At 71.2% G+C, this 12,314-nt stretch carries 8 protein-coding genes; 2 read left to right on the top strand and 6 right to left on the bottom strand.

Annotated elements, in window-relative coordinates:
• Window positions 1–49: 49 nt before the first annotated feature.
• From HS048_RS09780 to ftsE, 4 genes are read right to left on the bottom strand one after another with little or no spacing between them, the layout of a single operon-like run.
• Window positions 50–1,909 carry a penicillin-binding transpeptidase domain-containing protein gene (locus tag HS048_RS09780; protein WP_307832407.1) on the bottom strand — a complete coding sequence of 620 codons (1,860 nt, stop codon included), beginning with the start codon at window positions 1,907–1,909 and terminating at the stop codon, window positions 50–52.
• Between the two features lie 26 nt (window positions 1,910–1,935).
• The gene (gene smpB, locus HS048_RS09775; RefSeq protein WP_068894618.1) at window positions 1,936–2,403 is read right to left on the bottom strand and encodes an SsrA-binding protein SmpB; all 468 of its coding nucleotides are present in this window, start codon (window positions 2,401–2,403) and stop codon (window positions 1,936–1,938) included.
• A gap of 22 nt (window positions 2,404–2,425) precedes the next feature.
• A complete protein-coding gene (gene ftsX, locus HS048_RS09770) occupies window positions 2,426–3,334 on the bottom strand; it encodes a permease-like cell division protein FtsX (protein WP_068894617.1) in 909 nt (302 codons plus the stop codon).
• A 47-nt stretch (window positions 3,335–3,381) separates the two neighbouring features.
• The gene (gene ftsE, locus HS048_RS09765) at window positions 3,382–4,071 is read right to left on the bottom strand and encodes a cell division ATP-binding protein FtsE (protein ID WP_043620538.1); all 690 of its coding nucleotides are present in this window, start codon (window positions 4,069–4,071) and stop codon (window positions 3,382–3,384) included.
• 234 nt (window positions 4,072–4,305) lie between these two features.
• Between ftsE and HS048_RS09760 the strand changes: the two genes are divergently transcribed.
• The gene (locus tag HS048_RS09760; protein ID WP_068894616.1) at window positions 4,306–4,497 is read left to right on the top strand and encodes a hypothetical protein; all 192 of its coding nucleotides are present in this window, start codon (window positions 4,306–4,308) and stop codon (window positions 4,495–4,497) included.
• A gap of 44 nt (window positions 4,498–4,541) precedes the next feature.
• Here HS048_RS09760 and prfB read toward each other — a convergent pair whose 3' ends face one another.
• Complete coding sequence (gene prfB, locus HS048_RS09755; RefSeq protein ID WP_191894230.1) at window positions 4,542–5,660, bottom strand: peptide chain release factor 2; 1,119 nt, start codon at window positions 5,658–5,660, stop codon at window positions 4,542–4,544.
• A 123-nt stretch (window positions 5,661–5,783) separates the two neighbouring features.
• On the opposite strand from prfB, the gene HS048_RS09750 reads away from it, so the two are divergent.
• Window positions 5,784–6,833, top strand: a complete 1,050-nt coding sequence (locus HS048_RS09750; RefSeq protein WP_196466747.1) for a hypothetical protein — start codon at window positions 5,784–5,786, stop codon at window positions 6,831–6,833.
• Between the two features lie 137 nt (window positions 6,834–6,970).
• Here the strand turns inward: HS048_RS09750 and HS048_RS09745 are convergent, their stop codons facing one another.
• Window positions 6,971–11,884 carry an NAD-glutamate dehydrogenase gene (locus tag HS048_RS09745; RefSeq protein WP_068894613.1) on the bottom strand — a complete coding sequence of 1,638 codons (4,914 nt, stop codon included), beginning with the start codon at window positions 11,882–11,884 and terminating at the stop codon, window positions 6,971–6,973.
• Window positions 11,885–12,314 lie beyond the last annotated feature (430 nt).

Raw genomic sequence — 12,314 nt, 5'->3', positions numbered from 1 at the left:
GTTCTTCCTCGGCTCGCATCCCGGCCGGGACTCGCACCCCGGCCGGGACTCACATCCCGGCGCGCAGGTTCCGGAAGAACCGGCCGGCGGCGACCGCCCCGGCCGTGGAGTCCGGGCTCTCCACGAGCGCCGCCACGGCCACGTCCCCCTGCCAGCCGACGAACCAGGACAGCGGCTTGTCGTCGGCGGACGCGGCGGCGGTGATCCCGTGGACCGGGTCGCCCGGCGCCGCGGCCGCGCGGGCGGACCCCGAGGTCACGCCGGCGCGCATGAGGGAACGCAGCGCGGCGGTCGTCTCCTCGTCGAGGTCGATCGGGGAGACCTGCCTGGGCGCCTCGGCCTCGTCGGACGGGTCCTGCGTCGCCGGCTCCTTGACCAGGATCGGCGGATGCCAGGTGCCGGAGGCCATCGCCCCCGCCACCAGCGCCATGGACAGCGGGCTGACCGAGACGTTCTGCCCGGCCAGGGCCCTGGCCGTGGCCGCGTCGTTCTTCAGCGGCTGCACCTTCCCGCTGAAGGACTTCAGCGGGAGCGTCCACGGCACGCCGATGCCGAACTTCGCGGCGGCGGCCGTCAGCGCGGTGCCGTCCACCCTGCGGGCGAGCGAGGCCAGGGCCGTGACGCATCCGCCGGCGAAGCTGGCCTGGATCGTCGGGGTGCCGCCGGCGGACGCGCCCGCCTGCCGGAACCGGATCCCGCCCACGGTCCGTTCGGCGGGGCAGTCGAGTTTCTGCTCCAGGTCGACCCGGGACTTGAGCAGCCCCTCCACGGCCATGACGGAGAACGCGGTCCCGGCGGGGAACTCCCCGGCGAAGGCGTGCTTCTCCTGGTGGTAGTCCTTGGTGCCGCCCACGGCCAGCACCTCGCCGGTCGAGCCCTGGACCGCGACCAGCATGCCCGGGCCGGTCGCGGCCAGCGCGGAGTCGGCCGCCGCCTGGGTCTTCCGGTCGAGCGTGGTGCGCACCGGCGAGGCCGTACGGCCGGGCCGCCACTTGGCGAGCTCGGTGACGGGCTCCAGCGTCTTGAGGTCCACGGTGATGACGCTGGTCTCGGTCGAGCCGGTCAGGTGCTCCTGGTAGGCCTTCTGCAGCCCGCTCCGGCCGACGGTGTCCCCGGCGCGCTGCGGGCCGCCGAGCTGCTGCTCGGTCTCCGGCGTGACCGCGGTGACGGTGCCGACGATCTGCGTGGGCGCGTCCGGCGCGACGGACGCCTCGCGCACGGAGAACTTCAGGCCGTCGATGGCCTCCAGCTTCGAACGGAGCTGGGCGAAGCGGAGCCGGCCGAAGGTGACCAGCGGCAGCTCCTCGCTGGGCGGGGCCGAGCGGATCCGGCTGAGCAACCGGTCCTGGGGGAAGCCGGTCACCGCGGCCAGCCGCTCGCAGAGCCCGGCCGCGTCCTGCAGCCTGGCCGGGGTGACGCTGGCCACGTGCAGGTTGGCGGGCTGCTGCAGGGGGTCGTTGTTGCGGTCCACGATCGGCTGGCGGTCCTCCGGATCGGTGTCCACCGCGAAGCGCTGGCCCTCGCGCAGCTCGGGGTGGAGCACGGCAGGCGACCAGCGCACCTTCCACCGGCCGTCCACCAGGCGGAGCGGGAGCCTGCCGTCGTACTCCCACAGGGGGTTGTTCTCCCCCAGGTCCACCTCGGCCTCGAAGGTCGCCTCGGCCTCGTCCCCGGTCCGGCGGACCCCCTTGAGACCGAAGCGGAAGGAGGCCGCGTCGAGCTGGATCCGGACGTCCTCCAGCGCCTGGCGCACCTTGCCCTCGTCACCGTCGGTACGGCGGGCGGCCATGGCGTAGTCACCGGTCTGCCAGCCGACCAGGAAATCGCGGACCGCGTCGTGGGCCGACGGCTCCTCGAAGCACCCGGACAGCATGGGGGCCGTCACCGCCAGCGCGAGCGCCGCCGTCACGGCCCTGCGAGCCCTCCCCGTCACGGTCACCGGTTCCGGTGCCTGACCGCGCGGGCCATCTCCCGCTTGGCCTGCTTCTCGGCCAGCGTCTGCCGCTTGTCCCAGTCCTTCTTGCCGCGCGCGAGACCCAGCTCGACCTTGGCCCGGCCGTCCTTGAAGTAGAGGGAGAGCGGGACCAGGGTCAGGCCGCCCTCCTTCGTCTTGGCGACCAGCTTGTCGATCTCCTTGCGGTGCAGCAGCAGCTTGCGGGTGCGCCGCGCCGCGTGGTTGGTCCACGTCCCCATGGTGTACTCCGGGATGTGGATGTTGATCAGCCACGCCTCGCCGTCCTTGACGGTGGCGTATCCGTCGACGAGGGAGGCGCGGCCCAGTCGCAGCGACTTCACTTCGGTGCCCTGCAGCACGAGGCCGGCCTCGTAGGTGTCCTCGATGTGGTAGTCGTGCCGGGCACGCTTGTTCTGGGCGATGACCTTCCGCCCGGTCTCACGTGGCATGCCTGGAGCCTACCGGGATGCCTTACACACGGAGGTAACGGCGGAGCGTGACGAAGGAGGCGAAGACACAGATGAGCACGCCGATGATCATCGTGAGGCTGATCGCCGAGGCGACGGTCTCCCAGGAGAGCTGGGCCGTCCCGCCGAGGTAGAGCTGCACGCTGTCGAAGAGGAACACCTTGCTGACGATCAGCAGGACCGCCGCGATCACGCCGCCGATCAGGCCGGCGATGACGCCCTCCATCACGAACGGGAGCTGGATGTACAGGTTCGAGGCGCCGACCAGCCGCATGATGCCCGTCTCACGGCGGCGGTTGTAGGCCGACAGCCGGACGGTGTTGCCGATCAGCAGGGCGGCCGCGAAGACCAGGGTGATCGCGATCGTCAGCGCCGCCCAGCGGAGCTTCTCCAGCAGGCCGAAGAACTTCTCCAGGATCTCCTTCTGGTTGATCACGTTGGAGACCCCGGGCGCCCCCTGCAGCCCCTCGATCACCGCGCCGTACTCGTCGGGGTTCTTGAGCTTGACCCGGAAGGACTCGGGCATGTCCTCGACCTGGATCGCCGAGATCAGCACGTTGTTGCTGGCGTTCTGCGCCTTGAAGTTCTCGTAGGCCTTGGCGGCGTCCTCGAACTCGACGCGCTCGACCTGCGGCATGGCCTCGATCGTCGCCTTCAGCGCCGCCTGCTCCTGCGCGTCGACGCCGCCGCTGCCCTTGCACTGGGGGAAGGGGTCGTTCTTCTTGCACAGGAAGACCGAGACCTCGACCTTGTCGAACCAGGAGTCCTTCATGCCGGAGATCTGGGAGTTGATCATCAGACCGACGCCCAGCAGCGCCATGCCGATCGCCACGGTCACGATGACCGCGATGGTCATCGTGAGGTTGCGGCGGAGGCCGATCCAGACCTCGGAGAAGATGAAGTTTGCCCGCATGCTCTTCCTGTCGCTGTCGCTTTCCGGGTTCCGGGACGTCCTGGGACTCAGTACGCCTGGCCGTACACGCCACGCGACTGGTCACGGACGATCTTGCCGTCCTCCAGTTCCACCACGCGTTTGCGCATGGAGTCGACGATGGCCGCGTCGTGCGTGGCCATGACGACCGTGGTGCCCGTCCGGTTGATCCGGTCGAGGACCTTCATGATGCCGATGCTCGTCGCCGGGTCGATGTTCCCGGTCGGCTCGTCGGCCAGGAGGATCATCGGCCGGTTGACGAACGCGCGGGCCATCGCGACCCGCTGCTGCTCGCCGCCGGACAGCTCGTCGGGCATCCGGTGGGCCTTGCCCTCCAGGCCGACGAGCTCGACGACCTCGGGCACGACCTTGCGGATGAACCGCCGCGGCTTGCCGATGACCTCCAGCGCGAACGCGACGTTCTCGTACACGTTCTTGTTCGGCAGGAGCCGGAAGTCCTGGAAGACGCAGCCGATCCGGCGGCGCAGGTGCGGGACCTTGAAGTTCGACAGCCGGGCAAGATCCTTGCCGGCGACGTGGATCGCCCCGGAGTTGGGGCGCTCCTCCTTCAAGATCAGTCGAAGGAAGGTCGACTTCCCGGACCCCGAGGGGCCGACGAGGAACACGAACTCACCCTTGTCGACGTCGACGCTGACGTGGTCCAACGCGGGGCGGTTCTGGTTCGCGTAGACCTTGGTGACATTATCAAAATGGATCACGGGCGCATCACGGCATGCCAGTCTAGGGGTTAGGACGGTCGCGGTAGTGGCAGAGGTCCACTTTCCGCCTCTCGCCGGCCGGGGGGCGCCGATCTTTACCTGGATCGACGTTCCGGTTGGCCGGAGCCCAGTCTAGGGGGAAGACCGGCATGGAAGGTCCATAACGGAAACAAAACGATTCGGCGCCCGGTAACGACCGCATAAAGTGGTTCCGACTCCGAAGGGGAGGACCCCATGAGCTGTGACGACCTGGTCTGCGCGCGGTGCGCCCATCCCGTCGCCGAGGGCCGCTGCCCTCTGTGCCGGGCCAACCGCGACCGGATGCACCAGGCGGGCCTGGGCGGGATGACCCCGGCGATGGTCTCGCTGGCACTGATCGTGCTCTTCTTCCTGACCCTGGTGCTGGAGCACCTGGCGAAGGGCTGAGCGGCCCGGGGGCCTCCCGGCCGCCGGGACCGCCCGGACCCGGTCTAGGCGTCGGTGCCCGCCTCCTGGCGGCGCAGCCAGCGGATCTCCGACTCGATGAACCCGTCGATGTCCCCGTCGAGCACCGAGCCCGGGTTGCCCGCCTCGGTGCCCGTCCGCAGGTCCTTCACGATCTGGTACGGGTGCAGCACGTAGTTGCGGATCTGGGTGCCCCACGAGGTGGTGGACTCGCCGCGGATCTCGTTGAGCGCCGCCGCCTCCTCCTGCCGCTTGCGCTCCAGCAGCTTGGACTGCAGGACGGCCATCGCGGTCGCCTTGTTCTGCAGCTGCGAGCGCTCGTTCTGGCAGGAGACCACGATGCCGGTGGGCAGGTGGGTCAGGCGCACCGCGGAGTCGGTGGTGTTGACGCCCTGCCCGCCGGGGCCCGAGGACCGGTAGACGTCGACCCGCAGGTCGTCCTCGTTGATGTCGATGTGGTCGGTGGTCTCGACGACGGGGACCACGTCCACGCCCGCGAAGGAGGTCTGCCGGCGGCCCTGGTTGTCGAACGGGCTGATCCGGACCAGCCGGTGGGTGCCGTGCTCGCCGCGGAGCGTGCCGTAGGCGTAGGGCGCCTTGACCGTGAAGGTCGTCGACTTGATCCCGGCCTCCTCGGCGTAGGAGGTCTCGTAGACCTCCGTCGGGTAGCCCTTGCGCTCGGCCCAGCGGAGGTACATCCGCTGGAGCATCTGCGCCCAGTCGGCGGCGTCCACACCGCCCGCCTGGGACTGGATGGTGACGACCGCCTCACGCGCGTCGTACTCGCCCGAGAGCAGGGTCCGGACCTCCAGGGCGCCGATGTCGCCCCTGAGGGACTCCAGCTCGCGGCCGGCCTCCTCCAGGGTGTCGGCGTCGTCCTCGGCCGCGGCGAGCTCGTAGAGCACCACCAGGTCCTCCAGGCGCCGCCCCAGGGACTCGATCCTGTTGACCTCGCCCTGCATGTAGGACAGCTTGCTGGTGACCTTCTGGGCCCGATCCTGGTCGTTCCACAGGTCGGGCGCGGCGGCCTGCTCCTCCAGCTCCTCGATCTGCTTGCGCATCGCGTCGAGGTCCAGCACGTCCTGGATGCTTCTCAGCGTGCCGGTAAGCTCGTTGATCTCTTCTGCCGGATCGATGACTGCCACGTCTGTAAAGGGTACGCGACCACCGCACCCCGTTGTGTACGGCACGGTTGTGTACGGCACGAGCCCTCACGACCGGACAGGCCATAGCATGGGCGCCGCGACGGGGACCATCGGGAGGTTGGCGTGCGGGGACACGGGCGACGAGGGCTGCTCGCGCTGACCGTGGCCGTGGCCGTGGCGTCCGCGGCGGCCTGCTCCGGGTCCGGCGACGCCGCCCCCTCCCCCAGAGCCTCGGCCGGCGGCACCGCCCCCGCGCCGACGCCCTCCGTGCGCCCGCAGGTCACGCTGGAGGAGGCGGGCCGGGCGCTGCGGGACCTCCTCTCCGCCGACGAGGTCCTCGGCGCGGCCGCGCCGCACCTGCTGGCCGACCGGCACCACCTGCTCAAGCAGGCCCGCGACGGGCACCTGGCGCTCACCCAGGCCGCCTACGACAGCGCGGAGGCCGAGGGCGGGGACCCGCCCCGCTACACCTGGGGCGAGCCGCGGCTGCTGGTCCCCCGCCTGGCGCGGGGGCCCGTCTGGTTCGCCGCCGTGGCGGACCGCCGGGACGCCGCCGGGCGCGCCCGCCCCGCCGTGCTGACGGTGGTGCGGCAGGGCGCGGACGACTGGCAGGTCAGCTCCCTGTCGCTGCTGGACGACGCGCTCCCCGAGATCGCCCTGGACGCCGAGGGGTACGCCACCGCCCTGGCCGAGGACGACATGACCGTGGCGATCAGCCCCCGGCTGATGGCGCCGCTCCACGCGACCACGGCGGAGGAGGGGGCGGCGGGCTTCTCCGCCGGGCTGATCGCCGAGGGCCCGCACACCACCGCCCACGCGACCGAGATCGCCGCCGCGCGCACGGCGGAGAAGCGGGACGGCTGCCTGGGCTACGACTCGATCTTCGCCGCGGCCGGCTACCCGGTCCACGCGCTGCGCACCGGAGACGGCGGGGCCCTGGTGATGTACTCCCTGGTCAGGACGACGACCAGGACGATCAAGGTCGATCCCTGCGCGCCGTACATCGCGGTCCCCCGGCAGGCGCGGGGGCTGACCACCGAGCCCTACGCCCGCAAGGAGCTGCGCACCGTGGAGACGCAGCAGTACGTGAGCGTGGTCCCGGCGAAGGAGAGCGGCGAACCGGCCAGGGTCGTCGGCTACCTCGGCGGCATCACCAAGGTCTTCGTGTCCTGACGCCCCGCCGGTCCCCCGGGGACGCGGCGTCTCCGGGGGACCGGCACCCGGACGCCCGGCCCGCTCCCCGAGGGATCGGCACGCGGACGCCCGGCCCGGTCCCCGGGGCCGGTCCCCCGGGGAGCGGCCCCGGGGACTCAGTCCTCCGCGTGCGGCAGGCCGGTGGAGGCCACCAGCGTCCGGACCGCGCGCAGCGCCACCGAGAGCGTCGCCAGGTCGAAGTCGTCGCTCTCCCAGATCTCCGAGAGCGTCTGCCGGGCCCGGGCGACCGCGGCCGAGTTCACCTCGCTCCAGCGGGCGAGCCTCTCCTCGGGCGAGAGCCCGGACTCGCTGCCCATCAGCACGCCCCGGGTGAGCGCGGCGTGCGCGGCGTAGAGATCGTCGCGGAGCGCGGCGCGCGCCATGGAGTTCCACCGGTCGTCCCTGGGCAGCGCGATGACGCGCTCCCGGAGCCCGGCCAGGCGGAGCCGGTCGGCGAGGTCGAAGTAGACCTCGGCGGCCTCGTCCACCGGGCGGCCGGTGCTCGTGGCGATCTCCACCAGGTCGAAGGTGGAGTAGGCCGGGACCATCGCGGCGACCCGCTCGGCCAGGTCGTCGGGGACCCCGCGGGCGATGAAGGAGTCCCTGCGGTCCTCGAACGCCGCCAGGTCGGAGCCGGTCAGCAGCTTGGGCAGGTGCGGGAGCAGGCCGTTCATGCCCTTGGTGAAGAAGCCCACCGTGGAGGCCAGGTCCAGCGGCGGCCGGCGGTTGCCGAGCAGCCAGCGGGTGCCGCGCTCGCACAGTTTGCGCGCCTCCAGCTCCATCGCGAGCTGGGTGGAGACGTCCACCTTGTCCTCCAGTTCCTCGACCGCCCGCCAGAAGCTCGGCAGGTCGAAGACCTCCCGGGTGACGAGGTAGGCGCGGGCGATGTCCGGGGCGGACGCGCCGCTCTCCTCGCCCACGCGGAACATGAAGGTGGTGCCGCTGGAGTTGACCAGGTCGTTCACCACGCAGGTGGTGATGATCTCCCTGCGGAGCGGGTGGTCGTCCATGAAGGGGCGGAACCGCTCGCGCAGCGCCGACGGGAAGTAGGAGACCAGCCAGGACGCCAGGTAGGGGTCGTCGGGCAGGTCGGAGCCGAGGATCTGGGCGTCCACCACCAGCTTGGTGTAGGCCAGCAGCACGGAGAACTCCGGCGCGGTCAGGCCGAGCCCGGCCTGGCGCCGCTCGGCGAGCGCCTTGTCCGACGGCAGGAACTCCAGCTCCCGGTCGACCAGCCCGTCCCGCTCCAGCCGGCGCAGGTAGCGCGCGTGGATGTGCAGCATCTCCGGCGCCTGCGCGCGGGCCGCGGCCAGCACCACGTTCTGGTCGTAGTTGTCGCGCAGGACCAGTTCGGCGACCTCGTCGGTCATGTCGAGGAAGAGCTGGTTGCGCTGCTTGTCGGTGAGCTCGCCGTCACGGACCACCCGGTCCAGCAGGATCTTGATGTTCACCTCGTGGTCGGAGGTGTCCACGCCCGCGGAGTTGTCGATGAAGTCGGTGTTGACCAGCCCGCCGCCCAGGGCGTACTCGATCCGGGCGAGCTGGGTCAGGCCCAGGTTGCCGCCCTCGCCGACCACCTTGCAGCGCAGCTCGGCGGCGTCGACCCGCAGGCCGTCGTTGGCCTTGTCGCCGACGTCGGCGTGCGACTCCGACGACGCCTTGACGTAGGTCCCGATGCCGCCGTTCCACAGCAGGTCCACCGGGGCCTTGAGGATCGCGCTGATCAGGTCGTTGGGCGCCATGGCGGCGACCCCGTCGGGGATGCCGAGCGCGGCGCGCGCCTGCGGCGAGACCGGGATCGACTTGGCCGTGCGCGGCCAGACGCCGCCGCCCGCGGAGATCAGCTCGGGCGAGTAGTCCTCCCACGAGCTGCGCGGCAGCGCGAACAGCCGGGCGCGCTCGGCGAAGCCGCGGGCGGCGTCGGGGTGCGGGTCGATGAAGACGTGCCGGTGGTCGAAGGCGGCGACCAGCCGGATGTGCTGGGAGAGCAGCATGCCGTTGCCGAACACGTCGCCCGACATGTCGCCGATGCCGACGACGGTGAAGTCGGTGGCCTGCACGTCCACGCCGAGGGTGCGGAAGTGGTACTTCACCGACTCCCAGGCGCCGCGGGCGGTGATGCCCATGCCCTTGTGGTCGTAGCCGACCGAGCCGCCGGAGGCGAAGGCGTCGCCCAGCCAGAAGCCGTACTCCTTGGCGACCCCGTTGGCGATGTCGGAGAAGGTCGCGGTGCCCTTGTCGGCGGCCACCACCAGGTAGGTGTCGTCGCCGTCGTGCCGGACCGTGTCGGCGGGCGGGACCACCTGCCCGTCGACGAGGTTGTCGGTGAGGTCGAGCAGGCCGGAGATGAACATCCGGTAGCAGGCGACGCCCTCGGCCTGCAGATCCTCCCGCCGGCCGGACTTCGGCGGGTTCTTGACCACGAAGCCGCCCTTGGAGCCGGTGGGCACGATCACGGTGTTCTTCACCATCTGCGCCTTGACCAGGCCCAGGACCTCGGTGCGGAAGTCCTCCATCCGGTCCGACCAGCGCAGCCCGCCGCGGGCGACCTTCCCGAAACGCAGGTGCACGCCCTCGACCCGGGGCGAGTAGACGAAGACCTCGATCTTCGGCCGGGGCAGCGGCAGCACGCCGATCGAGGGCGAGTCGAGCTTCACCGCGATGTACGGCTTGCGCTCCCCGTCCGCCCGCTGGAAGTAGTTGGTCCGCAGCGTGGCCTGGATCATCTCCAGGTAGGCCCGGAGGATCCGGTCCTCGTCCAGGGAGGCGACGTCGTCCAGCGCGCCGAGGATCTCCTCGTGCAGCGCGGCGGCCAGGTCCTGGCGGGCCTCCTCCGGGCGGGCCGGGTCGAGCCGGGCCTCGAACAGGCCGACCAGCAGCCGGGCGAGCCGTACGTTGCCCTGCAGCACGCGCTCGATGTAGTCCTGGCTGAAGGCGGTCCCGGCCTGGCGCAGATACTTGGCGTAGACCCGCAGGATCTCGGCCTGCTCCCAGGTGAGGCCCGCGGTCAGGACGAGCGCGTTGAAGCCGTCGCTCTCCACCCGGCCCCGCCACAGCGCGTCGAACGCGTCCTGGAAGAGCCGCTTGAAGACGTCCCGGTCCACCTCCGGCGAGGGGGTGTAGCGCAGGCCGAAGTCGTAGATCCAGGCGTCCTTCGTCGCCGGGTCGTTGTCGAGGTCGATCTCGTAGGGCCGCTCGTCGACCACCTCGACGCCCATCCGCTGGAGCAGCGGGAGCACCTGCGACAGGGAGATCGGCCGGCCGATCCGGTAGAGCTTGAACCGGCGCTCGCCCTCGGGCGCGTCGTACGGCTCGTAGAGGTTCATCCCGATCGCGTCGGACGGCTCCGGCGCGCCCGAGGCCGTCGAGGTCCCCGACGCCGCCGCCAGGGCCTCCAGCCGGCGCAGGTCCGCCACCGCCATCCGGGGCGGGAAGTCCGCCTTGTAGCCCTCGGGGAAGGCCGCGGCGTAGCGGCGGACGAGGCGGGGCGCCTCGGCCTCCGAGCTCAGGTCGGTGATGGCCGCGGCCAGGTCGTCCTCCCAGGAGCGGGTGGCGGCGGCCAGCACGGCCTCCAGCTCCCCCACGTCGACGGAGTCGGCCCCCAGCGTCCGGCCCCGCTCCCCGCGCACGACGACGTGCAGCCGGGCGAGGGCCGACTCGCCGATCATGGCGCTGTAGTCGAGGGAGGCGCCGCCGAGCGCCTTGAGGAGGATCTCCTGCATCCTGATGCGGATCTTGGTGGTGTAGCGGTCGCGCGGCAGGTAGATCAGGCAGGAGACGTAGCGGCCGTAGTCGTCCGGGCGCAGGAAGACCTTCACCTGCTTGCGCTCGCGGAGCCGGAGCACGCCGAGCGCGATCGGCAGGAGCTGCTGCACGGACGTCTGGAAGAGCTCGTCGCGGGGGTAGGTCTCCAGGATCTCGATGAGGTCCTTGCCGTCGTGGCTCTCGGCGGAGAACCCGGCCAGGTCGAGGGTCTCGGCCAGCTTGCGGCGGAGCACCGGGATGCGGGCGACCGACTCGTTGTAGGCCGCGTGGGTGAACAGGCCGAGGAACCGGCGCTCGCCGACGACCTCCCCCGCCGCGTCGAAGAGCTTGACGCCGACGTAGTCCAGGTAGGCCGGGCGGTGCACGGTGGCGCGGCTGTTGGCCTTGGTGATGATCAGCATGTGCTGCTTCTCGCGGGCCTTGGCCCTCAGCTCGGGCGGGAGCGCGGCGAAGCTGCCCGAGCCGGCCTTGTCGTGCCGGAGGATGCCCAGGCCGGTCCCGGGCACCGCGTGCAGCTCGTCGCCCTGCTCGCCGCGCTCCAGGCGGTATTCGCGGTAGCCGAGGAAGGTGAAGTGCCCGTCCGCGAGCCAGCGCATCAGCTCCAGGCTGTCCTCGACCCCGGCGGGGTCGAGCGGCGGCGGGTTCACCGAGACGTCCTCGGCGGTCCGCACGGCCAGCGCCCGCATCTTCGGGAAGTCCTCGACGGCGTAGCGCACGTCCGACAGGACCCGCTGCAGGTCGGTCTCGAGCCGCCGGAGCACGGCGGGGTCGCTCTGCCGGTCGATCTCGAAGTGCATCCAGGACTCGACGAGCATCTGCCCGGTGACGTCCTCCTCGCCGGAGCCGAGGAGCCTGCCCGTCATGTCCCGGCGCACCCGCATCTGCGGGTGGATGATCAGGTGGGTGCCGATGTCGTGGCGGTTGAGCTCCATCGTCACCGAGTCGACCAGGAAGGACATGTCGTCGGTGACCACCTCGACGACCGAGCGGCCGGGGTCCCAGCCGTGCTCCTCCAGGTTCGGCGTGTAGGCCCGCACCAGGGCCCGGCCCTGGGGGCGCCGCTCGGCGAGCTGGCGGTGGGCCGTCGCGGGGCCGTACACGTTGACCGGGTCGCGGTCCAGCAGGTCCTCCGGCGCGACGTGCCGGTAGTAGAGCCGCAGGAAGGCGAGCGCCTCCTCGGCGCTCCCGCAGTCGCCGCCGGGTGTGTGCGCACAGCTCGCGGCGGCACTCCTCAGCAGCTCGTCTTTGGCCTCTTCGAGCGGCATGTCGCTCTCACTCCTTTGTGAGGGGTATTGCTCATTTTTGACCGGATCTACACCAGATCCGCGGCGCCGTACAGGTGCCCGTACAAGGGGAAATGATGCTCGGTCCACGGGCACGGCGGTGACCATCCGCGCCGGTCATCGTCGACCGGTGCGCGGCACCGTTCCTGATACCACCCGAAAAGTTGCGAAACGTCAACGTGACGACCGGTCACCGTCACCCGGCCGCCGCCGCCCCGCCGCCCCGCCGCCGGCCCCCGGCGGGGCGGGCGGAATGAGGGCGCGGGCCGTCCCCGCGCGTTCTCTGCTCCCCGGCCCGCCCGATATACGGTCCCCGTCATCCGATATGTCGGCGCAAAAGCCAGCCCATTGGAAACTTGCCGCAGACGACCGGCAAACGCGTGGTCAGGTGCGAGATCGGCGCCGCTTCCGT

This window comes from Planomonospora sp. ID91781, from assembly GCF_015711595.1.
In the GTDB taxonomy this organism is placed as follows: Bacteria; Actinomycetota; Actinomycetes; order Streptosporangiales; family Streptosporangiaceae; genus Planomonospora; species Planomonospora parontospora.
Note: the sequence above shows the minus strand (reverse complement) of the source record. Positions and strands in the feature narration are given on the sequence as shown.